Origin of the sequence: Falsiruegeria mediterranea M17 (genome assembly GCF_900302455.1) — a bacterium.
GTDB classification, from domain to species: Bacteria; Pseudomonadota; Alphaproteobacteria; order Rhodobacterales; family Rhodobacteraceae; genus Falsiruegeria; species Falsiruegeria mediterranea.
In genome coordinates this window covers 18632-45330 of record NZ_ONZG01000002.1, presented here as the reverse complement: position 1 = coordinate 45330, position 26699 = coordinate 18632, and the positions used below count along the sequence as shown (strand labels likewise).

The 26699-nt window shown below is 60.8% G+C and carries 27 protein-coding genes; 12 read left to right on the top strand and 15 right to left on the bottom strand.

The genetic code is table 11. The features are described from left to right. Nucleotides 1-66: 66 nt before the first annotated feature. The 8 genes from TRM7615_RS03495 (at nucleotide 67) to TRM7615_RS03460 (ending at nucleotide 7901) form a co-directional block, all read left to right on the top strand. A complete protein-coding gene (locus TRM7615_RS03495; protein ID WP_108785534.1) occupies nucleotides 67-618 on the top strand; it encodes a YeeE/YedE thiosulfate transporter family protein in 552 nt (183 codons plus the stop codon). Nucleotides 619-621: 3 nt separating this feature from the next. Next, complete coding sequence (locus TRM7615_RS03490; protein WP_108785533.1) at nucleotides 622-1212, top strand: DUF6691 family protein; 591 nt, start codon at nucleotides 622-624, stop codon at nucleotides 1210-1212. 266 nt (nucleotides 1213-1478) lie between these two features. Further along, nucleotides 1479-2447, top strand: a complete 969-nt coding sequence (locus TRM7615_RS03485) for an XdhC family protein (protein ID WP_108785532.1) — start codon at nucleotides 1479-1481, stop codon at nucleotides 2445-2447. Then, the gene (locus TRM7615_RS03480) at nucleotides 2444-3445 is read left to right on the top strand and encodes a molybdopterin-binding protein (RefSeq protein ID WP_108785531.1); all 1002 of its coding nucleotides are present in this window, start codon (nucleotides 2444-2446) and stop codon (nucleotides 3443-3445) included. Before TRM7615_RS03485 ends, TRM7615_RS03480 begins: the two co-directional genes overlap by 4 nt. A 163-nt stretch (nucleotides 3446-3608) precedes the next feature. Further along, nucleotides 3609-4094 carry a (2Fe-2S)-binding protein gene (locus TRM7615_RS03475; protein ID WP_108785530.1) on the top strand — a complete coding sequence of 162 codons (486 nt, stop codon included), beginning with the start codon at nucleotides 3609-3611 and terminating at the stop codon, nucleotides 4092-4094. 103 nt (nucleotides 4095-4197) lie between these two features. Further along, the gene (locus TRM7615_RS03470; protein WP_108785529.1) at nucleotides 4198-6561 is read left to right on the top strand and encodes a xanthine dehydrogenase family protein molybdopterin-binding subunit; all 2364 of its coding nucleotides are present in this window, start codon (nucleotides 4198-4200) and stop codon (nucleotides 6559-6561) included. 99 nt (nucleotides 6562-6660) lie between these two features. Continuing rightward, nucleotides 6661-7449 carry an FAD binding domain-containing protein gene (locus TRM7615_RS03465; protein WP_108785528.1) on the top strand — a complete coding sequence of 263 codons (789 nt, stop codon included), beginning with the start codon at nucleotides 6661-6663 and terminating at the stop codon, nucleotides 7447-7449. A 65-nt stretch (nucleotides 7450-7514) separates the two neighbouring features. Continuing rightward, complete coding sequence (locus TRM7615_RS03460) at nucleotides 7515-7901, top strand: hypothetical protein (RefSeq protein ID WP_108785977.1); 387 nt, start codon at nucleotides 7515-7517, stop codon at nucleotides 7899-7901. Here the strand turns inward: TRM7615_RS03460 and TRM7615_RS03455 are convergent. The 12 genes from TRM7615_RS03455 to cobA all read right to left on the bottom strand — a co-directional run bounded on the left by TRM7615_RS03455 (nucleotide 7898) and on the right by cobA (nucleotide 19522). After that, on the bottom strand, nucleotides 7898-8554 hold the full coding sequence (locus TRM7615_RS03455) for a hypothetical protein (protein WP_181892931.1): 657 nt from the start codon (nucleotides 8552-8554) through the stop codon (nucleotides 7898-7900). The two genes, TRM7615_RS03460 and TRM7615_RS03455, sit on opposite strands and share 4 nt — an antisense overlap. Before the next feature lie 28 nt (nucleotides 8555-8582). Beyond that, nucleotides 8583-9983 carry a selenium-binding protein SBP56-related protein gene (locus TRM7615_RS03450; protein WP_108785526.1) on the bottom strand — a complete coding sequence of 467 codons (1401 nt, stop codon included), beginning with the start codon at nucleotides 9981-9983 and terminating at the stop codon, nucleotides 8583-8585. Between the two features lie 145 nt (nucleotides 9984-10128). After that, on the bottom strand, nucleotides 10129-11037 hold the full coding sequence (locus TRM7615_RS03445; RefSeq protein WP_108785525.1) for a DUF2950 domain-containing protein: 909 nt from the start codon (nucleotides 11035-11037) through the stop codon (nucleotides 10129-10131). A 3-nt stretch (nucleotides 11038-11040) separates the two neighbouring features. Beyond that, on the bottom strand, nucleotides 11041-12294 hold the full coding sequence (locus TRM7615_RS03440; protein WP_108785524.1) for a DUF3300 domain-containing protein: 1254 nt from the start codon (nucleotides 12292-12294) through the stop codon (nucleotides 11041-11043). Between the two features lie 136 nt (nucleotides 12295-12430). Continuing rightward, the gene (infC, locus tag TRM7615_RS03435; protein ID WP_235820351.1) at nucleotides 12431-12892 is read right to left on the bottom strand and encodes a translation initiation factor IF-3; all 462 of its coding nucleotides are present in this window, start codon (nucleotides 12890-12892) and stop codon (nucleotides 12431-12433) included. A 200-nt stretch (nucleotides 12893-13092) separates the two neighbouring features. Beyond that, a complete protein-coding gene (locus TRM7615_RS03430; RefSeq protein ID WP_268877542.1) occupies nucleotides 13093-14460 on the bottom strand; it encodes an alpha/beta fold hydrolase in 1368 nt (455 codons plus the stop codon). 147 nt (nucleotides 14461-14607) lie between these two features. Beyond that, entirely contained in the window at nucleotides 14608-15438 is an 831-nt protein-coding gene (locus TRM7615_RS03425) for a ferredoxin--NADP reductase (protein WP_108785522.1), read from the bottom strand. 110 nt (nucleotides 15439-15548) lie between these two features. Further along, nucleotides 15549-15956, bottom strand: coding sequence for a DUF934 domain-containing protein (locus TRM7615_RS03420; RefSeq protein WP_108785521.1), 408 nt, complete (start codon nucleotides 15954-15956; stop codon nucleotides 15549-15551). Next, nucleotides 15953-16714: a phosphoadenylyl-sulfate reductase gene (locus tag TRM7615_RS03415; RefSeq protein WP_108785520.1), complete on the bottom strand. Its 762-nt coding sequence runs from the start codon at nucleotides 16712-16714 to the stop codon at nucleotides 15953-15955. Before TRM7615_RS03415 ends, TRM7615_RS03420 begins: the two co-directional genes overlap by 4 nt. Then, entirely contained in the window at nucleotides 16704-18368 is a 1665-nt protein-coding gene (locus TRM7615_RS03410; RefSeq protein ID WP_108785519.1) for a nitrite/sulfite reductase, read from the bottom strand. Before TRM7615_RS03410 ends, TRM7615_RS03415 begins: the two co-directional genes overlap by 11 nt. Before the next feature lie 63 nt (nucleotides 18369-18431). Next, on the bottom strand, nucleotides 18432-18746 hold the full coding sequence (locus TRM7615_RS03405) for a DUF2849 domain-containing protein (protein WP_108785518.1): 315 nt from the start codon (nucleotides 18744-18746) through the stop codon (nucleotides 18432-18434). After that, nucleotides 18746-19522, bottom strand: a complete 777-nt coding sequence (cobA, locus tag TRM7615_RS03400; protein ID WP_108785517.1) for a uroporphyrinogen-III C-methyltransferase — start codon at nucleotides 19520-19522, stop codon at nucleotides 18746-18748. The genes TRM7615_RS03405 and cobA overlap by 1 nt, the downstream gene beginning before the upstream one ends. A gap of 144 nt (nucleotides 19523-19666) precedes the next feature. Between cobA and TRM7615_RS03395 the strand changes: the two genes are divergently transcribed. Beyond that, the gene (locus tag TRM7615_RS03395; RefSeq protein WP_085795215.1) at nucleotides 19667-20128 is read left to right on the top strand and encodes an Lrp/AsnC family transcriptional regulator; all 462 of its coding nucleotides are present in this window, start codon (nucleotides 19667-19669) and stop codon (nucleotides 20126-20128) included. On the opposite strand, the gene TRM7615_RS03390 is transcribed toward TRM7615_RS03395, so the two are convergent. The 3 genes from TRM7615_RS03390 to TRM7615_RS03385 all read right to left on the bottom strand — a co-directional run bounded on the left by TRM7615_RS03390 (nucleotide 20123) and on the right by TRM7615_RS03385 (nucleotide 22225). Beyond that, nucleotides 20123-20689, bottom strand: coding sequence for an adenylate/guanylate cyclase domain-containing protein (locus tag TRM7615_RS03390; RefSeq protein WP_108785516.1), 567 nt, complete (start codon nucleotides 20687-20689; stop codon nucleotides 20123-20125). The genes TRM7615_RS03395 and TRM7615_RS03390 overlap by 6 nt on opposite strands. A gap of 129 nt (nucleotides 20690-20818) precedes the next feature. Next, a complete protein-coding gene (locus tag TRM7615_RS25430; RefSeq protein ID WP_165821356.1) occupies nucleotides 20819-20986 on the bottom strand; it encodes a hypothetical protein in 168 nt (55 codons plus the stop codon). Between the two features lie 57 nt (nucleotides 20987-21043). Further along, nucleotides 21044-22225: a cytochrome P450 gene (locus TRM7615_RS03385; RefSeq protein ID WP_108785515.1), complete on the bottom strand. Its 1182-nt coding sequence runs from the start codon at nucleotides 22223-22225 to the stop codon at nucleotides 21044-21046. A gap of 60 nt (nucleotides 22226-22285) precedes the next feature. On the opposite strand from TRM7615_RS03385, the gene TRM7615_RS03380 reads away from it, so the two are divergent. The 3 genes from TRM7615_RS03380 to TRM7615_RS03370 all read left to right on the top strand — a co-directional run bounded on the left by TRM7615_RS03380 (nucleotide 22286) and on the right by TRM7615_RS03370 (nucleotide 26645). Further along, a complete protein-coding gene (locus TRM7615_RS03380; protein WP_108785514.1) occupies nucleotides 22286-24037 on the top strand; it encodes a sensor histidine kinase in 1752 nt (583 codons plus the stop codon). Next, nucleotides 24034-25263, top strand: coding sequence for a sigma-54-dependent transcriptional regulator (locus tag TRM7615_RS03375; RefSeq protein ID WP_108785513.1), 1230 nt, complete (start codon nucleotides 24034-24036; stop codon nucleotides 25261-25263). The genes TRM7615_RS03380 and TRM7615_RS03375 overlap by 4 nt, the downstream gene beginning before the upstream one ends. 380 nt (nucleotides 25264-25643) lie before the next feature. Further along, nucleotides 25644-26645, top strand: coding sequence for a DctP family TRAP transporter solute-binding subunit (locus tag TRM7615_RS03370; RefSeq protein ID WP_108785512.1), 1002 nt, complete (start codon nucleotides 25644-25646; stop codon nucleotides 26643-26645). Nucleotides 26646-26699 lie beyond the last annotated feature (54 nt).

Genomic DNA, 26699 nt, shown 5'->3' with positions numbered 1-26699 from the left:
ATCATTCCGAAAATGGAATGTATATCATATTTCAGAATCGGAATGTGATTTTGGAAAGGAAATCCCATGCAACTGAACTGGAAGGTTGGCGGGCTGCTGCTGGGGCTGGTGTTTTTTGCCGCCGTGTGGCTGGTCAAGCCGATTGGCGTGTCGACGCAATTTGTGATCCTGGACGGGATCGTTGCGGATGCAGTGAACCCTGGACTGGTGACGCAGACCGAAGACGGCTTTACCTCGACCAACGCCTATCTGGCGAAATCAGGCGGCAAATACGCCAAGGCGGTGTCGAACCCGCTGAACTACAGCTTTGTGTTTGTCATCGCGATGATGATTGGCGGGCTACTGTCAGCCTTGGCGCGTGGCGGTATCCCGGCGGGGGATCGTCGGGTCCCTGCGCTGTGGCGGGCCAATTTCGGCGACTGCCGGATCAAGCGCTACACGGCGGCCTTTGTTGGCGGGTTCATCGTGCTCTACGGCGCACGTCTCGCGGGGGGCTGCACGTCGGGGCACATGATGTCGGGCATGATGCAGACGGCCGTGTCCGGTTACATCTTTGCCGCTGGCGCCTTTGCTGCGGCTGTTCCCGTGTCCCTGATGCTCTTCAAAAAGGAGGCCTGAGCCATGACCACCATTCTACTTGCACTTGTGATTGGCGCCGCCTTTGGCGCGGTGCTTGATCGCGTTGGCGCGTCGAACCCGTCCTTTATCGGGGCCATGCTGAACCTGACCAATCTGAATCTGGCCAAATCGATCGTGCTGGCCATTGGGGTTGGTTCGGTCCTGATGTTTGGCGGCCAGATGCTGGGCCTTGTTGATGTGGGCCACATGTCGGTCAAAGCTGCTTATGGGGGCGTGTTTCTGGGCGGTCTGCTCCTTGGCGCTGGTTGGGCTCTGTCCGGCTTTTGCCCGGGCACCGGCGTGGTCGCCGCCGCTTCGGGCCGCAAGGATGCCTTGTTCTTCATCGCGGGCGGTTTGTTGGGCGTTGCCGCGTACATGGTGACCTATCCGGCATGGAAATCCTCGGGTCTGCTGGACGCGATTGCAGGCGGCAAAGTCACGCTTGGCGCGGTGCCCGGTGCCAAATACGACGGGCTGACTGCTTTGCCGGGGGACATCCTGGGGCTGGTTCTGGGCCTTGGCTTTGTTGCGCTGGCCTTTGCCTTGCCCGAACGACTGACCGGCGCCCCGGCGCAGGTGCAACCGGCTGAGTAACACTGGAACAGAGGGCCCGCCCCGATGGGCCCTCTGCCTGCGGGGCATCCCGCGCTATCCCGGCCCTTTGCGTTTAAACATGGACATGCATTGCTTTTCGCGTTCGAGCGTAGCGTGAGACAGCGAACAAGCAATTCAAGTCAGACGCAAAGGGTCGGGTTGTCCCGCAGTTGCGGCCCGGCGGACCACGCGTTCCCCGCCGGGTCGCTTTTCTTTGCGGAATTTGTCCTTATGTTGTGCAGGCATGACGCCGCAGGAGCCACGTGATGGACAGATTTGACAGCAGCCCCGAGACCGCCCTGACCTGGCATCGCAAGGGGGTTGGCGCGGCCCTGGCGACGGTGGTGCAGACCTGGGGCAGCGCGCCGCGACGGGTTGGTTCGCAACTGGTGATCGGCGGCGATGGTCGGATCGAAGGGTCCGTGTCGGGTGGCTGTGTCGAAGGCGCGGTAATTGTCGAGGCAATCGAAGCCATCGAAGAGGGCGAGGCGCGGCTGTTGGAGTTTGGCGTGAGCGACGAGGATGCCTTTGCCGTGGGGTTGGCCTGCGGCGGCACCATCCGGGTGCTGGTCGAGCCGGTGGGCAAGGTGCTGAGTGAAGACATGCTGGCCGAGCTGGTCCAGATCCGCGCCGGGCGTGATGCGGTGGCCTATGAGGTCAATATCACAACTGGCAAACGGCGGCTGGTGCGCGATGGATATGCCGAGCGGATGCGCATGGATCGGTCGGGTTTTGCGGAGGATGGTGACACCTTTGTGGCCGTTCACAACCCGCCCCTTCGCCTGATCGTGGTTGGCGCGGTGCATATCGCCCAGGCCCTTGTGCCGATGGCACGCATTGCAGGCTACGATCCGGTGATTGTCGACCCGCGCGAGGCTTTTGCCTCGGATCAGCGGTTCCCGGGTGAGCAGATCCTGCACGACTGGCCGGATGAGGCGGTGGCCAAGTTGGGCCTTGATCCACGCACGGCGCTGGTGCTGTTGACCCATGACCCCAAACTGGACGATCCCGCATTGCAGGCTGCCTTGGCCGCGGATGTGTTTTACATCGGAGCGCTCGGTTCAACCCGCACCCATGCCAAGCGGGTGGAGCGTATGCAGGCGGCGGGGTTCACGACCGATCAGATTGATCGCATCCATGGACCCATCGGTCTCGACATCGGCGCGGCAGGTCCGTCCGAGATCGCGGTGGCGATTTTGGGCGAAATGACGGCTGTGCTGCGGGGCAAGGCATGAAATTCGGACCCGTCCCGCTGGAACAGGCTCAAGGGGCCATTCTGGCGCATTCGGTGACGACGACGAAACGGAAACTCCGCAAGGGGATCTGGCTAGAGGCCGATCATCTGACGGAACTGCGCGCCGCCGGGATCAATGAGGTCACGGTTGCCCGGCTGGAACAGGGCGATCTGCACGAGGATGAAGCGGCGGGGCGTTTGGCAGCGGCCTTGGCCAGCGATCCGCAATCCGCAGGTCTGCGCGTGACAGCCCCTTTCACCGGGCGGGTCAATCTGTTGGCAGATGGGCCGGGTGTGGTCGAACTCGACGTGTCGGCGATCGAGGCGTTCAACCGGGTGCATCCGATGATCACCGTCGCCACCGTGCCGCAGATGCAGCAAATGACCGATGGCGGCATGGTCGCGACGATCAAGGTGATCTCATACGCTGTTCCAGAAGCGGATGTGATCACGGCCTGTAACGCGGCGCGGGATGCGGTGCGGCTGATCGCGCCGACCTACAAGACCGCCGGTCTGGTGGTCACGGACATTCCCGGCGGGCCGCCAAACGAAAAGGGCATTCAGGCGATCCGGGGCCGGGTCGAGGCGCTTGGCATGGACCTGAGCGATGTGCAGATCGTGCGGCACGACACGGCGGAGTTGGCCCAAGCCGTTGCGCGCGTTGAGGGCGAGATAGCGATGATCCTGACCGGCTCTGCCACCTCGGATGTGAACGATGTTGCCCCCAGTGCGGTGCGCGCAGCTGGGGGGCAGGTGGACCGGTTTGGCATGCCTGTGGATCCCGGCAACTTGTTGTTTTCCGGGCGGATCGGAGCGCGGCCAGTGATTGGCCTGCCGGGGTGCGCGCGGTCCCCTGCGCTAAACGGGGCCGACTGGGTTCTCAGCCGTGTGGCTTGTGGAATCACCGTCACGGGCGATGACATTGCTGCGATGGGGGTGGGGGGATTGCTCAAGGAAATCCCGACGCGGCCACAGCCTCGCGCAGGAAAACGTAAGTGACGCTGGGTTGAAACCCAGACAAGCTTGCCCGGCAATAACTCTGCTCTAGGTATAGACAATTCTCATTTTGACCTAAACCAAACGGTCAAAAATTTTTGTTCTCAAATGCTTGGACCCGTGTTTAACTCTTCCCCAGCTAGATAAGCCAAAAGGGGAGAGACGAATGACACAGGTCACGATGACCGTGAATGGCCGGACTGCCAGCGGTGAGGTCGAAGGCCGCACGCTGCTGTCGAGCTTTCTGCGGGATCACCTGTCACTGACCGGCACACATGTGGGATGCGACACGGCGCAATGCGGTGCGTGCATGGTCCATGTGAACGGTGAGGCGGTGAAATCCTGCAACATGCTGGCGATGGAGGCGAACGGCGCCGAGGTTGCCACGATTGAGGGGCAGGCGGCCCCGGACGGGACGCTGAACACGATCCAGCAGGCGTTTCAGGACCACCACGGCCTGCAATGCGGGTTCTGCACGCCCGGCATGGTGATGTCCGCAGCCGCGCTGCTGAAGGACAACCCCAAACCGACCGAGGCCGAGGTGCGCGCGCATCTTGAAGGCAACATCTGCCGTTGCACCGGCTACCACAACATCGTCAAGGCGATCATGGCGGCATCGGGTCAGGACGTCGGCGCAATCGCTGCCGAATAAGCACAAGCGAATTTCCGGCACGGGCGAATTCGAGGAGATGCGCCCGGAGCTATGACCGGTGGGCTATGGTGCCCGATCCGGTATCCAGGGAGGAGAACAAGCTATGCCCAAAGACAGCGGCATCGGAGCCAGTTCAAAGCGCCGCGAAGACGTGCGCTTTTTGACCGGCGAGGGTAATTATACCGACGACATCAACGTACATGGGCAGGCCCATGTGTATTTCCTGCGCTCTGATATTGCGCATGGAACCATCAACAGCATCGGAACCGAGGCCGCCGCCGGCATGCCCGGCGTCGTGCGCATCTTTACCGGCGCCGATTTCGAAGGCGTGGGCGGCATCCCCTGCGGCTGGCAGGTCACCGACCGCAATGGTGAGCCAATGCAGGAGCCGCCACACCCGATCCTGGCGCAAGGCAAGGTTCGCCATGTGGGCGACCCGATTGCGGCCGTTGTGGCCGAGACGCTGGAACAGGCGCGCGATGCGGCCGAGGCGATCGAGCTCGACATCGCTGAACTGCCCGCAGTTGTGGACATGAAAGCGGCAGCTGCCGAGGGTTCGACCAAGGTACACGACGATCTGACGTCCAACATCTGCTATGACTGGGTGCTGGGGGAAACCGACGAACAGGTTGTGTCCGACACGTTTGCCAATGCGGCGCATGTGACGACGCTGGACCTGGTGAACAACCGTTTGGTTGCCAACCCGATGGAGCCGCGCGTCGCCGTGGGTGATTACAGCCGTGGCACGGATGAGCACACGCTTTACACCACCTCGCAGAACCCCCACGTGATCCGCCTGCTGATGTGCGCCTTTGTGCTGGGTCTGCCCGAGCACAAGGTCCGTGTTGTGGCCCCGGATGTGGGCGGCGGGTTTGGCACCAAGATCTTCCACTACGCGGAAGAGGCATTTGTGACCTTTGCGGCCAAGGCCTGCAACCGTCCGGTCAAATGGACGGCCAGCCGGTCCGAGGCGTTCATGTCGGATGCCCATGGGCGTGATCACGTGACCACCATCGAACTGGCGTTGGACGGCGACAACAACTTTATCGGTCTGCGCACCAACACCCATGCCAACATGGGCGCATACCTGTCGACCTTCTCCAGCTCGGTTCCGACCTGGCTGCACGGCACGCTGATGGCGGGGAACTACAAGACCCCGATGATCCAGGTGAACGTGAAGGCGATGTTCACCAATACTGTGCCGGTTGACGCCTATCGCGGCGCGGGTCGCCCCGAGGCGACGTTCCAGTTGGAGCGGGTGATCGACAAAGCCGCGCGTGAATTGGGCGTCGACCCAATCGCATTGCGTCGTCAGAACTTCATCACCGAGTTCCCCTATGACACGCCTGTGGCGCTGACCTATGACACCGGCGACTACAACGGCACCATGGACAAGCTGGAAGCGGCCGCCGACATCGCGGGCTTTGCCGCGCGTAAGGCCGAGAGCGAGGCCAATGGCAAGCTGCGGGGCTTGGGCGTCAACTGCTATATCGAGGCTTGCGGCATCGCGCCGTCAAACATCGTTGGCATGTTGGGCGCACGGGCTGGCCTGTATGACGCGGCAACCGTGCGGGTGAATGCCACCGGCTCGATCAGCGTCATGGTGGGCGCACACAGTCACGGTCAAGGGCATGAGACTGCGTTCCCGCAGGTCGTGGCCGAGATGATCGGCATTGACGAAAGTCAGGTCGAGATCGTGCATGGTGACACCTCAAAGATCCCGTTTGGCATGGGCACCTATGGCTCGCGTTCGCTCGCGGTCTGCGGTTCGGCCATGGTTCGGGCGACCGAGAAGATCATCAATAAGGCCAAGAAGATCGCGGCGCATCTGCTCGAAGCATCCGACGCGGATATCGAGCTGAAAGACGGCCAATTCACCGTTGCGGGCACCGATAAATCGGTCGCTTGGGGTGATGTCACGCTGACGGCCTACGTCCCCCACAACTTCCCGCTCGAAGACATCGAGCCGGGGTTGGAGGAGACCGCCTTCTATGATCCGGCGAACTTCACTTATCCCGCTGGCGCTTATGCCTGCGAGGTCGAGGTCGATCCGGAAACAGGGAAGGTCACCATCGAACGGTTCGCGGCGGCGGATGACTTTGGCAACATCGTCAATCCGATGATCGTGGACGGTCAGGTGCATGGCGGGATCGGTCAGGGTATCGGTCAGGCGCTGCTGGAGAACTGCGTCTATGACGACAACGGCCAGCTGCTGAGCGCGTCCTACATGGACTACGCTATGCCGCGCGCTGATGACGTTCCGTTCTATACCGTGGACCATTCCAGCCAGACGCCCTGCACCCACAACCCGCTTGGGGTCAAAGGCTGTGGCGAGGCCGGGGCCATTGGTTCACCGCCTGCGGTGGTGAACGCGGTGATCGATGCGCTGCAATCGGGGGGCAAGGACATCGGCCATATCGACATGCCGGTGTCGCCGTCCCGTGTCTGGGCCGCGATGAACGGTTGAGTTGAGAGAGTGGGTGCAAGGGGTCAATCCCTGGCACCCCTCGGAATTATTTCAGCAAGAAGAAGGGGCGTTTCCCGAACTTCTTGAAGGAGGACCGAAATGTACAATTTCGACTATGAACAGCCCAGCACGATCGCAGATGCGGTTGCAGCACTTGGGGCTGAAGACGCTCAGGCGTTGGGTGGGGGGCAGACGCTGATCCCGACCATGAAGCAGCGTTTGGCATCACCCAGCAAACTGGTGTCGCTGGCGGCAATTCCTGAGATGAAGGGCGTCTGCGCCGAGGATGGCGCTGTGAGCATAGGCGGCGGGACCACCCACGCCACTGTCGCAGCTGAGGCAGGCGCGCACTACCCGGCACTCGCAGATCTGGCGAGCCATATCGGTGACCCGGCGGTGCGCAATCGCGGCACTTGTGGGGGCTCTCTGGCCAACAATGATCCGTCGGCCTGTTATCCGGCAGCGGCGCTTGGATCTGGTGCAACGATTGTGACCAACGCGCGTGAAATTGCAGCGGACGACTATTTCCAGGGCATGTTCACCACAGCCTTGGATGAGGGAGAGATCGTGACCTCGGTCCGGTTCCCGATCCCTGAGGCGGCGAATTATCAGAAGTTCGTCCAACCAGCCTCGCGCTTTGCGCTTGTGGGTGTCTATGTCGCCAAATACGCCGACGGCGTGCGGGTGGCTGTGACCGGTGCGTCCGAGGATGGCGTGTTCCGCTGGTCCGAGGCCGAAGAGGCGCTGAACAAGAACTTCAGCGGCGATGCGCTGATGGATTTGAGCATCAACCCCGCCAATATGATCGGAGATCTGCACGGCTCGAAAGAGTACCGCGCGCATCTGGTTGGCGTGATGACCAAGCGGGCGGTTGCTGCCTGCGGGTGAGCTTTGCCAAATTTGAAGAAAGCCGCGCGGGAAACTGCGCGGCTTTTGCCATGAGAGAGCGTGCCATGATCACCGAAATCTGGGCCAGTTTTCGCAGGCTCCCACTATGGGTACAGATCTGGGTTGGGGTGATCCTGATGCCAGTGAACCTGCTGCCACTAGCGTTTCTGGGGCAACCGGGCGGCGTGACGATTGCCGTGTTGGCAATTGGTGGCATGGTTTTGAATCTGCCGATCTTGCTGTTCGAGCGGGGTTTTTCGAAAGCTATGGCGTTTCCTCATATCCTTCTTTGGACACCCCTGTTGGGAGTGATTTCTGGGCAGCTGCAAGGCGGGGTCAGTGGCGGTTATCTTCAGGTTTTGCTTTTGCTCTTGGCTGTCGACTTGATCTCTTTGCTGTTTGACTATGTCGATGCCATCAAATGGTGGCAGGGCGAACGCGACGTCGCCTAGATGGGCAGGGCGGTGTAGATACCGATGCCGCCCACCAGGATCAAACTGAGCGCCCAGATGGCTTCGAGGTCGAACCAAGTGCGTGACAGGAATTGCAAACCCAACCAACGATACACAGCGACGGCCAACCCGCCGCCAGCGATGATCATCGCAGCCGTGTGAACCACAGCCACGCCCAGTGTCAGCAACATATTGCGCCCCATCAAGTCCGCCGCAGCGCGGTGGCCTGCGTCCAGCTCTTCAATCCGGCAAAGGCCCAGGTAGATCGGCACCAGCATCAGCGCCGCGCCATGAACCAGCGCCACAAGGAACGACCATAGCGCCAATTGCGTGGGCGGGATGCGGGACAGAAACCTTGGGTGTTTACGCGTGATCAGCAGCCAGAGGCCAAGGGCCACAACGATGACCCCCGCCCCAAGTCGGAGTTGGCGTTCATAATCTAAGAGAAGCGTCATCAGCGAAAACGGCAGCAGGATCACCAGCATCGCCAGGAAATGCCCAATCGCCAGAGCACCCAAAGCGCCGTATAGCGCACGCGGGCGTTGCTCCATCAACGCCGAGGACACCGCCAGGGGCCAGCCCATGCCGGGGTTCAGGCCGTGATAAAGCCCGCTCAGAACAACGGCCAGCCAAAGGCCAGCCGTTGTCGTCATGATCGATTCCAAACCTTAAACTCCGGGTTCAGACGGATGGGTAGCAGAAGCTGTCGGTCGAGCAGTCTCCGCCCTCAAGCCGGATCTGGTGTGAACGATATCCATCAGGGAATTCGACCCAGAAATTGTCGTCCAGGGTCAACCCGCCGCCTTCGCCCACATTTGCCATGACCATCGCGGCACCGCGTTCGCCGGGATAGAACTGATCATCCCAGGTGGAATAGAGCGAGTTGGTCCAATAGACCCGCTTGCCATCGCGGCTGATCTCGACCATCTGCGGGCCATAGCCAAAGTCCTGACCATTCGGGTGCTTGGTTTTCTTGACGATGCCGCCGATGTCGACCTTGCCCGCTAGTGTCGGGTTCATCGGGTCCGAGACATCGTATTGATGCATCTCACCGGTGCCCCAGCAGGCGACATAGAGGTATTTGTCATCCAGGCTCAGGTCGATGTCGGTGACCAGCGGCGGCACGGCCGAGAACCCTTTGAGCAGGTCCGGCAGGTCATCGGGATCAGCCGGTTGCGGGTCAATGGTGATCGTCTTCTTAGCCTCGAACGTGCCATCATCTTTGCGCCACCAGGTAAAGATCGCGCCTTGCAGGTTGGTGGTGTCGACCACCACGCCGCAGAACCCATATTGCTTGACCGGGTCATGGGCAGGCCGGATTTCCAGCGCCATCTGGTGATTTTCGCCCAGGTCGATGGTCTGGACGTTCTTACGTGCACGCAGATCCCAGAAGTGGATCGAATGACCGTATTTGTTGCTCAACAGATCCTCGGCGACGATGCCGTTTTCGAACTGTGGCGGCAGACCCCATTCCGAGCTGACCATGTAGTCACGCGGCAGGTTCCACCAGAAGTCATAGTGCTTGTCCTGCGGACCGCGGTCCATTTCGTAGCGGCCAATGATATCAAAGGTTTCGCAATCCATGATGAAGATGCCCGGCGGGCCATCGGTGCCATCCGGGCCACCGCCCCCCAGGGTCGAGACATAGATGCCTTCGGGGCCGCAATGGATGGTGTGGGGACGGGAATAGCCGGTCTTGGCGAACACCTCTTCGGGTTCGATGATCTTGTGGATCTTGGCCTCAAGCGGTTCCTTGACGTCGATCACATAGATGCGCGACGAACGAATGCCAGGGATGATCAGGTAACGCCGTTCCAGAAAGGCGTGACCGGTCAAGGGTGACAGGGCAGAAGAGCAGGCGTTCCAGCCAAAGTGATGAAACTCATCGCCCTTGTTTGGCATCATCACCTTGTGAACGATTTTGCCATAGTCGTCCGACTTGGGGTCCACATTCACCACGGCCAACCCGTCAGGTTGCGAGAAATCCGGACTGAGCATCAAGGTAAACGCCAGAGTCTCGGGCGGGGCTTCCATCGCGAGTTTGGGCGAGGGGTGAAACGTCGGATCAGGTCTTAAATTCATTTGCGGTCCTCCCATGCAAAATCACCGGTGCGGAACAATGTTCTAAATTTTTGTAGTGGGTCGCAATTTTATCCCGGCTTAACCATCGTTCACGGGTCGGCTGTTTGGGTCAAGTCAAACCTGCATGTCGGGCGTATCTTCGCCGCTACTCCAGAGGTGCCCAATCGGGACCAGGATCTAACGAAGTCAGAGATTGGGTGGCCTCCAGCGTGTTTTCACCCAGGTCGGCCTCATAGATGATGCCATTCTCGCCCACCATGAAGCTGGTGATGCCGCTGTTGCCATAATCTGCAGGCACCGCCAGCATGGCGTGACCGGCCACCATGTGTCCGTTGACCTGATAGTCCATGGCGCCGCCCGGAGCGTTGTCGGTCTGTCCGGTCAGGATGCGAAAGTAGTAGCCGCCAAAGGGTTCGGGGTCCTGATCGTCCTGCCCGTCATTGTAGCCATCAAGCGAGGCAATCGCGATGCGTTCCCCCAGCGGGCCATCTTCATTAGCCCAGAACAGACCGTCCCGGCCTTGAGGAGAGGACAGAAGCGAACTGGCAAATTCCATCACACCGTCGCCGTCGTGATCGGTCAGGCGGTACTCGGCCTGGATCACCACATAGGCTTGCAGCATCTCGATGGTTTCCAGCTCGTTCAGGCCGATGCGGCGGGCGTGGATCTCATCCTCGCCGGCTACGATGTCAAAAGCCCAGCCCGCATCTGTTCGTGCAATGGGGATGGGAAACGGCCAGCTGTCTGCGCCAAGCAGCAACGTGACATGTCCGTCATCAGACGGGAGGAAGCGATATCCTTCGCCGTACATGTTCAGGATCTCTAGCCGGTTTTGCTGGTCGCGGTCAGGGTTGCCAGACGACAACAGCTCTTCGGCATCGTTGCCGAAGACTGACAGCAAGGCCTGCGTGTCCTGTGCCGCGACGGCGGCCATCATTGCGTCCAGGGCCGCTTGCGGAGAGGCGAACCCAGCCGGGTTTTCAGCAGCCTGAACGGGCAGGGCCAGGGACAAGGCAAGTGCGCCAAGGGCGGCGGAAAGTGTTCTGGTTTTCATGACTTATCTCCTTGCCCGTCCGCCGCCACGTGAGGCGTGTCCACGCGCGGCGCCTGCCTGGGCCCGCTGACCAGAGGAGGCGCGCCGTTGCATGGCGGCGCCGCGGTTGCCACCACCCTGCGCTCGGGGGGCTGCGGGACGCGCGGCTTGTTTGGGGCGTGACTGCGCCTTGGCCTTGGCCTTCTGCTTTGTCCCTTCAGGCACTTTTGCTCTGGTTCTGTCCACCGCATCCCGGCGAGCGTCCGGCGCGCGCTGTTCGGGGCGCTGAATATCGCGGTCGGCACCGGGGCGCGAGATATCGGCGGCTCCGGTTTCTTTCGACAGACGTTGGCGCATTTCGTCGCCGCGATCGGGTTTCTTGACCGGCATTGTTGTCGCGCCGTCGCCACGGCGCTTGCCAATCTCGTCGCGGGCCTTGTCGCGGCGCTCGTCGCCCGGGTCCCAGCCAATGTTGTCGCGGTCACCGATGTTCACGTCACCGTCGATATCAATGTCGATGTCCGGGTTGCGGATGATCGGATTACCGTTCCAACCGCCGCAATTCCGACAGCCCCAATAATCGTTCCAGTGGTCATCATCGTCAAATATCTCTGAGATCAGCGCCACGGTGCCAAAGGTGATCAAACCAGCAACCACGGCATCGCCTACGTCAGATCCATCGTCGACATAGACCGTCTCGGGTTCGTATTGCGGGACATAGACCACTTCGGGATCGGTCGGCTGGATGATGATGGTCTCTTCGCCCGCGTCCTGCGTGACCTCGACCGTCTGTTCGTCGCCACTGGTCAAGGTGCCAGCGTCTTCGGCGATCTTGCGCATGTCTTGTACTGCTGCCATCACGTCATCGTCCTGGGCCAGCATCGCGGTGCCGATGGTTTCGGTCCATTCAACATGCACCGCCATGTCGGCCAGCACGTCCGGAAAGGCGGTGGCCAACACGGTAACGCTTTCGTCCCAACCCTGCGCCTCGATCTGCGTTTCCAGATCTTCCGCCTCCTTGTTGTCCTGAACAAAGCGGTCAGCCTTGACCACTTCGAGCGGATAGGTCGCCGCCACCAGAACCTGAATGAGCAGAGTGTCAGGATAGAGAGCCACAGGGCCAACAAGCTCTTGCAGTTCGTCCTGCGTCAGCAGTGTCTGTGCCTCCTGATCGGCAGAGGCTTCGGCCTGGGCCGTGTCTGACGTGTCTTGGGCGATCAAGGGCTGCGGGCCAAGCATGGCACACAGCACCGCCGCAGAAATAATGCGGTAGGTCATCCGGTCTCCCCTCCGGCTATGAATATCGAAAGCCTAGGGGAAAGAGCCCTTGAAACCAAATGATTTTCTTGGGTGAAACGAAAAGCGCCCCGTCGCGGATGCAACGGGGCGCCTCAATTTAGATTGGAACGGTCGCTTACTTTTGGGGCAGCGGGCCGATCATCATGATCATCTGGCGGCCTTCCATCTTCGGCATGTTTTCGATCTTGCCGATTTCCTTGACGTCAGCAGCCACGCGTTCCAGCAGCTCACGACCAAGGTTCTGGTGCGCCATTTCACGGCCGCGGAAACGCAGGGTCACTTTGACCTTGTCGCCGTTTTCCAGGAACTTGAACACATTGCGCATCTTCACGTCATAATCATGCGTGTCGGTGTTGGGCCGGAATTTGACCTCTTTCACCTCGATGATCTTCTGCTTCTTGCGCGCTTCGCTTTCCCGCTTCTGCTGTTCATACTTGAACTTGCCGAAGTCCATGATCTTGCAGACCGGAGGGTTGGCATTGGGCGAAATTTCGACCAGGTCCAGACCCGCGTCTGCGGCCATCTGCATGGCCTTGGCGGGGTGAACCACACCGACGTTATCACCATCGGCGCCGATCAGGCGGATTTCGGGGGCACGGATCTTGTCGTTGACGCGCGGGCCAGTGTCGCGTTGCGGCGGCGCGTTGTGCGGTCTGCGGGCTATGGGATCATTCCTTTGGTAGTGGCAGAATTTCGATGTTGGAATTTAGACTGCGTCGGGCCGCTCTGCAAGCGGCATCATCGCTGAAAGCCGCCGAAATCATGTATGTTTTACAGTCAATCATGATGCTCTGCCATGAATTCGCGGAAACTGCGACTAAAACTGTCGTAAGCAGGCGTTCCGGGAAGCAGCATGTGGTTGTCGCCGGGCAGAGTTTGAAACCGCGCGCCTGGGATCAGGGCGGCCAAACGGCGGCCTTCTTCGACGGGGACGCGTTTGTCGCCTTCGGCGTGGAGAACCAGCACTGGCACCTTTATCTGACGTGCCAGATCGCTGACATCACACCGCGCGTTCATGTCGTTTACACGCGCCGCGTTTTCCGGAGAGGAGGCGACGCGTTGCAACTCGTCAAAGCTCTCTTTCTGGGCGGCGCTTGCGGTTGGCATCATCATCTCGGTGAACATGTGCCGAAAGGCGGGGGTGACAGATCCCCACCCGGCGCGAATGACATCGGTCGTGGCAGCGTGCAAAGCTTCCTGATCCGGTTTTCCACGGCGCAGGCTGCCACGGGCATAGCCACCGTACATGACCATGCAGCGGACCCGTTCCGGATGAGTTGCGGCATAGCGCACTGCAAAGGCACAGCCTTGCGATACGGCAAAGACCGCGAACCGTTCCAATCCCGCAGCTTTGACAACAGTTTCGATATCCGTCGCCATCGCGTCTTCGGAAATGTCCTCGGCCTCCCAATCCGACAGGCCGTTGCCACGCTGATCAAAGCGGATGAACTGGTGGGCACGGGCCATGTCCTGCAACATCGGTCCCCGTATCGGGTCGTACCAGTCGTATTCCAGATGGTTGAGCCAATTGGGCATCTTGAGCACGGGTGATCCTGTGCCTACACGCGCATAGGCAAGTTGAACCCCATCGGGGGCGACGCAGAATTCGATCTGCTGGCTGCGGGACAGCTCTCGGGCGTCGCTGTATCTTTCGCGTTCGATTGGTGTCCACTGCCAGACCCGGATTGGGCGCGAGATGTTCTTGACGCTTTGTGATCCAAGATCGGCAAACGCCACATCCAGGTGGCTGTGCACCAGTTGATGCAGCGCGTCCGAAAGGCAGACACCGCCCGGTTCTGCCATCTGTTCCAGCCGTGCGGCCACGTTTATGTCGTCGCCAAAGAGATCGCCGTCCTCGTCCACCACATCGCCGATGTTGATGCCGATGCGGTATTGGATGCGCGTGTCGTGCGGCTCGTTTTCTTCGTGTTTGATCATGCCCGACTGGATTGCCAGAGCACAGGTGACGGCGGCGCGGGGGCTGGTAAACTCGACCATCATCCCGTCGCCTGTGGTCTTGACGATACGACCGTGCGCTTCGGCAATCGTGGGGTCGATCAGGGTTTTGCGATAGCTGCGCTGCCGGGCCAGGACACCGTCCTCATCCGCCTCGATCAGGCGGCTGTATCCGGCCATGTCGGCCATCAGGATGGTGGTCAGGCGGCGTTGAATGTCTTGTGCCCCGCAATGTCGAAAACGAAGGAGGGCAGTCTACAAGCAAAACGCCCCCGGATGAAGCTTTCGTGGTGAAGCTTTCGTTCCGGGGGCGTTTCAGTTCAGTACATATGGGGCTTAGCCAACAAAGGCTTTTTCAACCACGAACTGTTTCGGGTCCGAGTTTGCTCCTTCTTCCAAGCCGAACCCTTCGAGGATTTCGGTAATATCCTTGTTGAAGGCCAGGCTGCCGCAGACCATGCCGCGATCGGTTTTCGGGTTGATCGGGTCGATGCCCAGATCCTTGAACACGGTGCCGTCGGTCAGCAGATCGGTGATCCGGCCCATCTTGGGGCTCTCTTCGCGGGTGGTGGTCGGGTAGTAACGGATCTTGTCGGCAAAGCCTTCGCCGATCAGTTCTGCCAGCATCTCGTCTTGCTTGTTGCTTTCGATCAGCTGGCGACCGTACTCCAACTCGGCCACTTCGCGGCAGGTGTGGGTGATGACGACCTCGTCGTAGTCCTCATAGGTCTGCGGTTCACGCAGGAGCGAGGCGAAGGGTGCAAAGCCGGTGCCGGTTGCAAAGAACCACAGACGCTTGCCGGGCAGCAGGGCGTCATGCACCAGGGTGCCAACGGGCTTGGGTCGCAGGATGATCTGATCGCCGGGCTTGATGTGCTGCAGTTTTGACGTGAGCGGGCCGTTCTGTACCTTGATCGAATAAAACTCCAGCTCTTCGTCCCAGGACGGCGAGGCGATGGAATAGGCCCGCAACAGCGGCTTGCCGTTGTCGCCCAAAAGGCCGATCATCACGAACTCTCCCGAGCGGAAGCGCAGCGAGGCAGGGCGCGACACCTTGAAGGAGAACAGGCTGTCGGTCCAGTGCTTCACATCGGTGACGGTCTGGGCGTCGGGGAGAACGGGGGCCTTAACGGCGGGTGCGTCGGTCACGGATTTCATCTCTGTCATCGTTATATCTGCCGGTGCTCTAAACCGACAACTCCGTTTAATCGTTGATCCAAGTCAGGAAAAGGGGGCAAACGGCCCCCTTTGGTTCACAAGCTGGCTATGACGCAGGATTATCCGCGCAGGCGGGCCTGATAATCGTGGTCTTTCCAGTTGGCGCGGGCAAGCCATTGGTCCTCGGGCTGGCGATTGGCCAGGTCCTGATCGATCTCGACCTCGTCAAAGCCAGAACGGCGCGCCATGGCGTATTGGTCGGCCAGAACATGGCCCTTGGCGCGCAGGCGTCCGGTAAAGCCTTTCAATCGCAGGGTACGGGCAATGGTAAACCCGCGCCCATCGGCAAAGGACGGGAAATCGACCCGCACCATCTTGGCCGCACCCAGGCGGTCGATCAATTCGTCAGGGTTGGTGTCGGATGCCACATCCAGTGCCACCACGTCATTTGCGGCATCGTCTAGGGTGACAAAGCCGTCGGTCCAGTCGTCGGGCTGAAAGCCCTCGTCGCTTACGATCACGTTCATGTCTTATCTCCTACGCGCACCATCTTGCCGTCGACAAAATGGATGCCGCATTCTTCCTTGTTCTGATCACGCCAGCGTCCGGCGCGGGGATCTTCTCCGGGTTTGACCTTCGAGGTGCACGGCACACAGCCGATTGAAGGGTACCCTTGGGCCACCAGCGGATGCCGGGGCAGGCGGTTTTCTTCCATGTAGGCGCGCACATCTTCGGGCGCCCAGTGGGCCAGCGGATTGACCTTGATCCGGCCGGTTCCGTCCTCGACCTCAAAAAAGTCGAGCGCGGCGCGGGTGCCCGCCTGAAACCGCTTGCGACCGGTGATCCAGCCGTCAAAACCACCCAGGGCGCGCTGCAACGGGATCGTCTTGCGCAGCGTGCAGCAGGCATCGGTGTCGCTCAGGCGCAAGGCACCGTAGGGGTCTTGCTTGGCCACATCCTCAGCATCAGCGCGGATGATGCGCACATCCTTGAGCCCCAATCGTTCCGCGACCTCGGCCTGATAGACCAGCGTCTCGGCAAACAGCATCTGAGTGTCCACAAACAGCACTGGAACCGACTGATCGATGACCGCCGCCATGTGCAGCAGGACCACTGATTCCGCGCCAAAACTGGACACCAGGGCGATGTCGCCCGCCTGGGTCAGCGCCCCGTGCATGACATCGGTGGCGCTGTGGTGGCGGTAGCGGCCGTTCAGGGCCTCGACCTTGTCGGTCAGGGCCTGACGATCCGCTCCCAGTTCCGTCTGGATCTCGTCAAGCGGCATCGGCCTGTGCCTCGGGGTAAAGGGCCGCTTTGAACGGCGCCAAACCAAGGCGACGGTAGGTCTGCAGGAACGTCTCATCCGCGTTGTCGCGCAGGTCGAGGTAGGCAAAAACCAGACGCTCGATGGCAGGCACGATCTCGTCATACGAGAAGCCGGGACCAGCACGTTCACCGATGGAGGCGTTTTCAGAACCGTCGCCGCCCAGAGTTATCTGGTAGTTTTCGACGCCAGCCCGGTCCAGGCCCAGGATGCCGATGTGACCCACGTGGTGGTGCCCACAAGCGTTGATGCAGCCCGAGATCTTGATTTTCAGGTGGCCGATGTCGTGTTCCAGCTTCAGCTCGTCAAAGCGGGTCGCGATGGTTTCGGCAACCGGGATCGAACGTGCCGTGGCCAGCGCGCAATAATCCATGCCGGGGCAGGCGATGATGTCGCTGATCAAACCGATGTTGGCGGTGGCCAGTTCGTGCTCTTTCAGACGTGCATGGATCGCGGGCAGGTCCGATTTGTGGACATGCGGCAGGATCACGTTCTGCTCGTGGCTAATGCGCAGTTCGTCATAGCCGAACTCCTGCGCCAGATCGGCCATCACGCGCATCTGTTCAGCGGTCGCATCACCCGGCGTGTTGCCGTGCTTCTTGATCGAGATCGTGACGATCGCGTGGTCCGCGTTCTTGTGCGGCGCGATGTTGGTGTCGACCCACGAGCGGAAGACCGGATCATTGGTATAGGCGCCTTCGAACGTGGCCACGGAGGCCTCGCGGAACGTGGGCAGGGCAAAGTGCGTCTTGATCTCGTCCAGCAGCGCCATGTCGACGCCTTTGAACTGCGGACGCACTTGGGCATAACGCTCGTCCACGCGGGCGCGGATGTCGTCGATGCCGTGCTCGTGCACGGTGATCTTGATGCGGGCCTTGTACTTGTTGTCGCGGCGGCCGATCTGGTTCCACACGGAAACGGTGGCTTCGAGGTACGCCAGTAGATCGTCGAAGGCGATGAATTCGTTCAAGGTTTTGCCGATCATCGGTGTCCGACCCAGGCCGCCACCCACGATGACCTTGGCGCCCAGAACACCGTCACGCTCAACCAGTTGCAGGCCGATGTCATGCGCCTTGATCACGGCGCGGTCGTTTTCCGAGCCGGTGATGGCGATCTTGAACTTGCGCGGCATGAACTGGAATTCCGGGTGATCGGTCGACCACTGGCGCAGCAGCTCGGCATAGGGGCGCGGATCGGCAACCTCATCAGCCGCAGCACCGGCAAAGTGGTCGGCGGTCACGTTGCGGATGGTGTTGCCGCTGGTCTGGATGGCGTGCATGCCAACCTCGGCCAGCGCGTCCAACATGTCCGGCACGTCATTCAGCTTGGGCCAGTTGTACTGGATGTTCTGACGCGTGGTGAAATGGCCGTAACCCTTGTCCCACTTTTCAGCCAGCAGGGCCAGTTGGCGCATCTGCGCGCTGTTGAGCGTACCATAAGGAATGGCCACCCGCAGCATATAGGCGTGCAGCTGCAGATACAGGCCGTTCATCAGGCGGAGCGGCTTGAATTCATCTTCGGTCAGCGAGCCGTCGATGCGGCGCTCGACCTGGGCGCGGAACTGAGCGTTGCGTTCGGCAAGAAAGGCGGTGTCAAACTCGGAGTAGCGATACATGGTTTGCTGTCCTTGTTGCAGCCCCGGACATGGGGCCTTTTGAGGGGAGAGAGAAGGGGCCGATCAGGCCCGGGGCTGCGTAGAGGTTTCCTGCTTGCCGTGCACGTAGTTCGACGGCCCGGTACGGCGGAAGTCCTCTCTAAAGTGGGTGGGTTCGGGGCCGTTATCTCCGGACACCGCATCGGCCAGATAGGCCCCCACGATCACGTTTGCCTGCCGCGAGGCATCCAGCAGCCGAAGCTGCGCATGCGCCTCGTCGGTGATCAGCTCGGCCTCGGAAATATGGCGCGACCAGCGATCATCGGCGGTTTGATAAATCACGTCACCTTCCAGCAGGTGGTTGGCGGTGACGATCTTGGGGGAAAAGGCACGGGCCATCAGGCAAATTCCTTGTTCAATTGGGTCAGGGCTTGCGCCGCGTCGCGGGGCGCGAGGCCATATAGGGTCAGGGCGGGGCCGTCCATTTCGGCGGTCGCCAGATCGGTGGGCAGCTTGTCCAGCGTGGTCACCAGGACGCGCTGATCAGGGCGCGAGGCGTTTTCGACCAGCGTCACGGGCGTCGCGCGATCGGCACCGTGCATGATCAGGCGGCCCTGAATAAAACGGGCCGATTTCTTGCCCATGTAGATCGCTGCGACCTCGCCCGATCGCGCCAAAGCGGCCCAGTCGTGATCCGCAAAGCCTTTCATGTCATGGCCGGTCAGGAACCGAACCGAGGAATTGCGACCACGGCGTGTCAGGCTCTGACCGATGCCTGCAACAGCGGCAGACGCGGCTGTCAGGCCGGGCACGATGCGCCAGGTGACGCCAGCAGCCTCAACCGCCTCAATCTCTTCATCCAGACGACCAAAGACAGTGGGGTCGCCGGACTTGAGCCGAACCACACGGGCACCGGTGAGGGCGGTTTCAACCAGCAGCGCGTCGATGTCCGATTGCTTCCACGAGGGTCCAAAACCTGCCTTGCCCACATCGACCAGACGAGCGGTCTTGCCTGCAAGCGCCAGAATATCGTCGCTGATCAGGCGATCGTGCATGACCACATCCGCCATCTCAAACGCGCGCATGGCTTTCAGCGTCAGCAGTTCGGGATCACCCGGACCCGCGCCGACAAAGTCGACGTGGCCTTGTGTAATATGGTGCGTGGTCGTGGACATTGTTGGTCCCTGTGGTGTGTTTGACTTGGGTCTCAATATAGGAAATATTCCCGACAATGCGCCATATGGGCGATCAAATAAGGACAAGCGTTTTTGATGTTCGGCGAAACGGAACGCCGGTTTCGAATGAGAGGGAAAACAGGAATGTCGGTACGAATAGACGACACAGATCGGAAAATTCTGGCTGAGCTGCAACGCGACGCCAGCCAGTCGCTGGACGAAATCGCGTCTCGCGTGGGGTCTTCAAAGACGCCGGTCTGGAATCGCATCCGCAAGCTGCGCGGTGCTGGTGTGATCGGTCAGCAGACCGTGCAACTGGATGCCGAGGCGCTTGGGTTCGAGGCCTGTTTCTTTGTCCTGATCCGCACGTCCGAGCATGAGGCCGAGTGGCAGAAAGCCTTTCTCAAAGCCCTGCGGGATCGCCCCGAAGTGCAAGAGGCACACAGGCTGGCGGGCGACATCGACTACATCCTGAAAGTGCGGGTGCAGAACGCGCGGGCTTATGATGCCTTTTATCAGGCGCTCATTTCCGAGGTGCGGGTGCACAACGTCACAGCGCTCTTGTCGATGGAAGAGATCAAATCAACCACGATGCTGCCGCTATAGGCGGAACAGTTCGACTGGGTCGGCGACGCCGCGGATGTCATGATGTCCAATGCTGGAGGTGTTTGCCTGCGGGTTCTGGGCCAGGGCTGAGGTGAACAGCGCCGGGTGGTTCACGCCTTTGCTAAGCGCCTGCACCCGGCTCGCCATGTTCACCGGCGGGCCAAAAACGGTGTAATCCAACCGGTCGGGGCTGCCGATGTTGCCGAATGTGACCGGGCCAAAGTCGGCGCTCAGGATCGCTGCTGAAACCGAGGTGTTCTCGCCGCTTTTGATGTGGCCGTCCCCGATTTCAACAGCCGGACCATCGCCCAGATAGGTGCGCAACAGTCTCTGCTGAGATTCGCGCATCGCAATCGGTTCCATCGCTGCGGCCAACGCATGGCGCGTGACTTCAAACGCCTGAATGTCCGCGTCGCTGAACCCATCGGGATGATGCGTCGTCAGGCTGGAGCCTTGGACCGATCCATCGCCATGTTCCAGCGCCATCGCGAAGAAATCCGTCGCCCCGTCTGCCGCGAGTTCGGCATAGGCGTCGTGTTCCCGGCTCAGGTCCAGGGCCATGATCCGTTTGCGCAGGGATGTGCGCGTGGTGATGACATGTTCGAACGGGCTGCCCTCCCAGGCTGAGGTGTCCTGGATGGTCGACGGGACAACGTGTTTCTCGGTGTTCTGGGGCGTCCAGATAATGCCTCAGGCGCTTAGGATCGGATTGGAATACTGCTGTGCCACCCGCACCCGCGCCAGCGGAACGCCCATACCCACCAAGGCCTGGCAATAGCCGCGCACGATGGCGATCTCGTCGCCAAGCAGGCGACCATCAGAAATTTGCCAACGGTTCAAATCGGTTGGGGTGGGCACAGGCGCTCTATGCGGTTTTGGTGCTCTTCTCCATAGCTTGGGCGAAGCACCGTCATTTCAACCCTTTGCCACCTCTAGCCGGGTGAGGCCGTGGAAATGGTAGGTGTTGGCGTACTCCGGCGCTTGCGTCAGCGACAGATCAGGGCAGCGTTGAAACAGGATCGGCAGGGCGATCCGCATTTCCAGACGCGCGAGCGGAGCGCCGACACAGAAATGCAGCCCGCCGCCAAAGCTGGTGTTTGTCTGGATGTGTCGGCTGGGGTCAAACCTGTCCGGGTCGGTCCAAATCACCGGATCGCGGTTTGCAGCCCCCAGCAGAAGCGCCACCTGATCACCACGTTTGAAGTCGTGCCCATAGAGTTGCAAATCCTCATACGCATAGCGCGTGAACATATGCAGGGGTGGGTCGTAACGCAGGATTTCCTCGACCGTTTCGTCCAGGGCATCGCCAAAGAGCGCGTCGACCGAACCAGTTTCGAGCAAGGTCTTCACTCCGTTCGACAGGGCATGCACCGTTGCCTCATGCCCGGCATTCAGCAACAGGATGCAGGTGCCGATCAGCTCGTCGGTGTTCAGCTTCTCGCCTTCTTCCTCGGCCGTGATCAGCCGGGTGATCAGGTCATCACGGGGGTCACTGCGGCGTTCATCGATGTAGCCGCGCAGGAAATCCGCAAACTCGGTCGAGGCGCGTGCGGCGGCGTCCTCGGTCTCACGTGTGCGGCTGGCCTGATACATCGCGACCATGGCGTGGGACCAGTTGAGCAGATCCGGCGCCATTTCCTCGGGCACGCCCAACAGACGGCAGATCGTGATCACCGGCACTTGGGTGCAATAGGCGTCGAGCAGGTCGAAGGGGTCGCTGGGGAATTGATCGATAAGGTGATGACACAAGGTTTCGACGTCTGGCGGCAGCGAACCAATTGCGCGCGAGGTAAAGGCGCGCAGAACCAACGCGCGCAGCCGCGTGTGGCGGGGCGGTTCCGCTTCGAGCAGCGAGGTCGCCTCGATCGCGAGCCAGGGGGCCAGGTGCGCCGGACCGGGCTTGGCCATCTCGGGTGGAACCTCGCGGCCAAAGCGGCGGTCACGCAGGATGCATTGCACCGCGTCATGGGTAAAAGCGGCAGGCATGTCGTAGTCGGCCCAATACTGCAGATCCCCATCGGCGCGGGCTGCACGGTAGAAAGCATAGGGATCTTGGACAAATTCCGGTTCCGTCGGGTTTTGGTGCAAGGTCTTCATATCCCGGGTGTGCCGCGCGCCTCTGGTCAATGCAAGAGCAGCTTTGCTAAGACTAGGGACATGAAGGGATATTGGCGTCAGCGCAGCTGGATCATCGTTGGGTTCTTTGGCGTGGTGGCGACCCTTGCCGCGGGCGTCTGGACCTATGGCTATCGTCAGGCGCTGGATCAGTTGGGGCTTAGGGCCGAGGCCGATCTGGCATTGGCCAGCGACCGGTTGAGCACCCAGTTGCAGATTTATCAGGAACTTGCGGTGCTGACGGCGACGCATCCCGGGTTGCGCGGCCTCGACAACAGCCCCGAGATGCAGGCCCAGGCCAATACGCTGATGGTGGCAATTGCCGACAAGACCGGGGCTTTGGATGTTGCCTTTGCCGACCGCAACGGTCGAGTGCTGGCCGCCGCCCAGGGGTTGGCGGGGCAGGACCTGTCCCAGACACCCTATTTCGAACGCGCACTGCAGGGCGCGCTTGGCACCCATCACGAGGTCATGCCCCAAACCGGGCGACGCGCCTATTTCTATGCCGCGCCCGCGTTTGAGCCGGACGGTCCGGTGCGCGGCGTGCTGATCGTGGTCGCCGATCTGGAGGATGTGGAACAGACATGGCGTGGCTCGCTGCCGCCGGTGTTCTTCACCGATGACACCGGAGAGGTTTTTATCTCGAACCGGCCCGAGCTGCTGTTCTGGCAGCGCGAGGCGGGGCAGATCGGTCTGGGCCCGGCCACGGGCGATGCGCCTGCTTTTGCGTCCGTTGATGTGGGCGAGCATGAGATCTGGCAGCTCAATTGGGGGCCACATGTGCCGCGCGCAGGTCTGCACACCACCGTCAGCCTGCCTCAGATCGGCATGACGGGCGAAATTATCGTGGATGTTGCCCCCGCAGCTCGGATCGCAGGACTTCAGGCGGCCGCTTTGGCAGCCTTGTGTTTGGCGTTTGGCGCACTGCTGTTCCTGGCCTCGGAACGGCGAAGGGCGTTGGCCTTGGCCAATGCGGATCTGGAAAGCCGCGTGGCGGATCGAACGCGGGTCTTGCAGGACACCAACGTGCAACTGCGCCGCGAGGTGACCGAGCGCGAAGAGGCCGAAGCGGCGCTCAAACGCGCGCAAGCGGATCTGGTGCAGGCGGGCAAGCTGTCGGCACTTGGGCAGATGTCGGCGGGCATCAGCCATGAGCTCAATCAGCCGCTGATGGCGATTCAGCAGTTTGCCGACAATGGTGCGGCCTTTCTGGATCGGGGGCGGTCTGAGAAAGCGGGTGAAAATCTGGGGCGCATCTCGGACATGGCCGCGCGCATGGCCCGGATCATCAAGAACCTGCGCGCCTTTGCCCGCAACGAAAGCGAACCGATGGGCAAGGTTGATCTTGTGCACGTGATTGACACGGTCGTCGAACTGACGGCCACGCACCTCAAGGCAGAAGGTGTCGCGCTGCATTGGTCCCGCCCGCTGACGCCGGTCTATGCCTGGGGCGGCGAAGTGCGGTTGGGGCAGGTGTTCGTCAACCTGATCAACAACGCGGTGGATGCCATGGCGGATGCCGACAACAAACAGATCGAGATTGCTGTTCACGGTGGTGATCGGTTGCAGGTCATAGTGTCGGACACCGGGCCCGGGATTGAAGAGCCTGAAAAGATCTTTGATCCCTTCTATTCCACCAAGGCGGTTGGCAGTTCCGAGGGGATGGGATTGGGGCTTTCGATCTCATACGGGTTGGTACAGAGCTTTGGCGGCAATATCCGCGGGGCCAACACGGACCAGGGCGCGGTGTTCACGGTGGAACTGGAGCCTTTTGGCAAGGAGCAGGCGGCATGACACGCAGGGTTTTACTGGTCGACGATGATGCCGCCGTGCGTGAGGCGCTGTCGCAGACGCTTGAGCTGGCAGATTATGACGCGCTGACGGCGGGGTCATTTGTGGCTGCCAAGGATCACATCAGACCCGATTTCGATGGGGTGATCCTGTCGGACATCCGCATGCCGGGACGGGACGGGTTTCACCTGCTCGACTACACGCAAGAGGTGGATGCCGAGCTGCCGGTGATCCTGCTGACCGGAGAAGGCGATATCCCGATGGCGGTCAAGGCCATGGGGCAGGGGGCGTTTGGATTCCTTGAAAAACCATGTGCCAGTTCGGATCTGTTGGCGGTGCTGGAGCGGGCCAGCCGCACGCGAGCACTGGTGCTGGAAAACCGGGCGTTGAAATTGCAGCTGGAGACCGGCGATCCGGCGGCGCGAATGCTCTTTGGCACGTCGTCGCAATCCGAAGAGTTACGCGCGCGGGTGCGGTCGGTTGCGCGCACGGGGGCCGAGGTGCTGGTGACCGGACCGGCTGGGAGCGGCATTTCAAAGGTGGCCGAGGTGGTGCACCTGATGTCGCCTGCAGGCCAGGGTCCTTTTGTCAAACGTCCCGCCGCCGGGCTGAGCGCACAGGAGTTTGCGCGGCTGTGTGACGAGGCTTCGGGTGGGTCATTGTTCCTTGATGAGGTCTCGGCCATGCCCGAGGCGACGCAATACGCCGCGCTTGAGTTGATCGAGCAGGGCGCAGGCGCGCGCATTTTGGCTGGGACCACTGCAGATCTGGGCGCCTTGGCGGCGCAGGGGGTGTTCAATGCCGATCTCTTTTATCGCCTGGATGTGATGCGGGTGCGCATCCCATCCCTCGCCGAGCGGCCCGAGGATATACCGGTCCTGTTCCGACATTACGTGGCGCAGGCCGCCGAGCAGGCGGGCATCGACGCGCCCGAGATCACGCCGGACCATCTGGCCTCGCTCATGGCGCAGGATTGGCCTGGCAACGCGCGCTCGCTGATGTCAGCTGCGATGCGCTTTGTTCTGGGCATGCCCGAGGATGTGGCGCAGGCGGCAGAGCTGGGTCTGGCGGAGCAGTTGGCGCGGGTTGAGCGGGCGTTGCTGGTGTCTGCCCTTGGGCGCAACAACGGCAAGGCGTCCGAGGCGGCCAAGGTGCTGAAACTGCCGCGCAAGACGTTTTATGACAAGCTGACCCGTTATGGGATCCGGCCCGAGGACTATCGCCGGTAGAGGGGGCGCTCCCGCGTCTGCGGATCACATCAAAGATGTGCCCGAACAGACTTGGGCATATCTACTTTGTCTGGGCAGGCCGACCCCTGTCGGGCCCGGCCTGTGGCACCGTGATTCGGAAAGGTGATTCGTCTGCCTGTGCGGTTTTTCGCACAAGTGGCGGGCGGGATGTGCGGAAATTCGCACATCAGGAAAAAGCGGCGTTTTTCGAAGTCGTCAGGTTTTCTCGCAGTGATATGAAAATAAAAGGTAAAACTCTGTAGCTGTGCCAGTTCCCTACAAATCGTTGAGCTGTTGCCCGTGAGTCGGTTCACTTCGTTCAGCACGCCGTTCTTCGGCGTTTGCCAATCTGGTTCAGACAATCTGTAGGGAGAGAGCAGATGAAATTTCTAACAACCGCCGCGACGGCACTGGCCTTGAGCGTCACCGCCACCGCTGGCTTCGCCGCCTGTGATGACGGCGAGATCGTCGTCAAGTTTGCGCATGTCACCAACACCGACAAGCACCCCAAGGGGATCGCTGCTTCGCTGCTGGAGCAACGCGTCAACGACGAGATGAACGGCACCATGTGCATGGAAGTCTATCCGAACTCCACGCTCTATAACGACAACAAAGTGCTCGAAGCCATGTTGCAGGGCGACGTGCAGCTTGCCGCGCCATCGCTGTCGAAGTTTGAAAAGTTCACCAAGCAGTTCCGCCTGTTCGACCTGCCGTTCATGTTCAAGAACATCGAAGCCGTGGATGCGTTCCAATCCTCGGATGACGGTCAGGCTATGCTCGACAGCATGCAGCGCCGCGGTCTGCAGGGACTGGCGTTCTGGCACAACGGCATGAAGCAGATGTCGGCCAACAAGCCGCTGGTCGCGCCGACCGATGCAAACGGCCTGAAGTTCCGGGTTCAGTCGTCGGACGTTCTGGTGGCCCAGATGGAAGCTATCGGTGGTTCGCCGCAGAAGATGGCCTTCTCGGAAGTGTATGGCGCGCTGCAGCAGGGCGTTGTGGACGGGCAGGAGAACACCTGGTCGAACATCTACGGCAAGAAGTTCTTTGAGGTTCAGGACGGTGTGACCGAAACCAACCACGGCATCATCGACTATCTGGTCGTGACTTCGGTCGACTGGCTGGACAGCCTGGATCCTGCCGTGCGCGATCAGTTCACCACCATCCTGAGCGAAGTTACAGAGACCCGCAACAGCGAAGCCTTTGCCGTAAACGAAGGGGCCAAGCAGGCAATCATTGATGCAGGCGGCACCATCCGTCAGCTGGACGCCACGCAGCGTCAGGCCTGGGTCGACACAATGAAGCCGGTTTGGGACAAATTTGCAGGCGACGTGGGTCAGGACAAGATCGACGCAGCACAGGCGATCAACGCCGGTTTCTGATCTCATCAGATAGCGCCGCGTCCGAAGCTGGGGAGTGTTGGATGCGCGCGCGGG

Coding starts and splice junctions, on each gene's coding strand:
- TRM7615_RS03495 (WP_108785534.1), top strand. CDS start 67: ATGCAACTGAACTGGAAGGTTGGCGGGCTGCTGCTGGGGCTGGTGTTT.
- TRM7615_RS03490 (WP_108785533.1), top strand. CDS start 622: ATGACCACCATTCTACTTGCACTTGTGATTGGCGCCGCCTTTGGCGCG.
- TRM7615_RS03485 (WP_108785532.1), top strand. CDS start 1,479: ATGGACAGATTTGACAGCAGCCCCGAGACCGCCCTGACCTGGCATCGC.
- TRM7615_RS03480 (WP_108785531.1), top strand. CDS start 2,444: ATGAAATTCGGACCCGTCCCGCTGGAACAGGCTCAAGGGGCCATTCTG.
- TRM7615_RS03475 (WP_108785530.1), top strand. CDS start 3,609: ATGACACAGGTCACGATGACCGTGAATGGCCGGACTGCCAGCGGTGAG.
- TRM7615_RS03470 (WP_108785529.1), top strand. CDS start 4,198: ATGCCCAAAGACAGCGGCATCGGAGCCAGTTCAAAGCGCCGCGAAGAC.
- TRM7615_RS03465 (WP_108785528.1), top strand. CDS start 6,661: ATGTACAATTTCGACTATGAACAGCCCAGCACGATCGCAGATGCGGTT.
- TRM7615_RS03460 (WP_108785977.1), top strand. CDS start 7,515: ATGATCACCGAAATCTGGGCCAGTTTTCGCAGGCTCCCACTATGGGTA.
- TRM7615_RS03455 (WP_181892931.1), bottom strand. CDS start 8,554: ATGACGACAACGGCTGGCCTTTGGCTGGCCGTTGTTCTGAGCGGGCTT.
- TRM7615_RS03450 (WP_108785526.1), bottom strand. CDS start 9,983: ATGAATTTAAGACCTGATCCGACGTTTCACCCCTCGCCCAAACTCGCG.
- TRM7615_RS03445 (WP_108785525.1), bottom strand. CDS start 11,037: ATGAAAACCAGAACACTTTCCGCCGCCCTTGGCGCACTTGCCTTGTCC.
- TRM7615_RS03440 (WP_108785524.1), bottom strand. CDS start 12,294: ATGACCTACCGCATTATTTCTGCGGCGGTGCTGTGTGCCATGCTTGGC.
- TRM7615_RS03430 (WP_268877542.1), bottom strand. CDS start 14,460: ATGGCCGACATGGCCGGATACAGCCGCCTGATCGAGGCGGATGAGGAC.
- TRM7615_RS03425 (WP_108785522.1), bottom strand. CDS start 15,438: ATGACAGAGATGAAATCCGTGACCGACGCACCCGCCGTTAAGGCCCCC.
- TRM7615_RS03420 (WP_108785521.1), bottom strand. CDS start 15,956: ATGAACGTGATCGTAAGCGACGAGGGCTTTCAGCCCGACGACTGGACC.
- TRM7615_RS03415 (WP_108785520.1), bottom strand. CDS start 16,714: ATGCCGCTTGACGAGATCCAGACGGAACTGGGAGCGGATCGTCAGGCC.
- TRM7615_RS03410 (WP_108785519.1), bottom strand. CDS start 18,368: ATGTATCGCTACTCCGAGTTTGACACCGCCTTTCTTGCCGAACGCAAC.
- TRM7615_RS03405 (WP_108785518.1), bottom strand. CDS start 18,746: ATGGCCCGTGCCTTTTCCCCCAAGATCGTCACCGCCAACCACCTGCTG.
- cobA (WP_108785517.1), bottom strand. CDS start 19,522: ATGTCCACGACCACGCACCATATTACACAAGGCCACGTCGACTTTGTC.
- TRM7615_RS03395 (WP_085795215.1), top strand. CDS start 19,667: ATGTCGGTACGAATAGACGACACAGATCGGAAAATTCTGGCTGAGCTG.
- TRM7615_RS03390 (WP_108785516.1), bottom strand. CDS start 20,689: ATGGCCCTGGACCTGAGCCGGGAACACGACGCCTATGCCGAACTCGCG.
- TRM7615_RS03385 (WP_108785515.1), bottom strand. CDS start 22,225: ATGAAGACCTTGCACCAAAACCCGACGGAACCGGAATTTGTCCAAGAT.
- TRM7615_RS03380 (WP_108785514.1), top strand. CDS start 22,286: ATGAAGGGATATTGGCGTCAGCGCAGCTGGATCATCGTTGGGTTCTTT.
- TRM7615_RS03375 (WP_108785513.1), top strand. CDS start 24,034: ATGACACGCAGGGTTTTACTGGTCGACGATGATGCCGCCGTGCGTGAG.
- TRM7615_RS03370 (WP_108785512.1), top strand. CDS start 25,644: ATGAAATTTCTAACAACCGCCGCGACGGCACTGGCCTTGAGCGTCACC.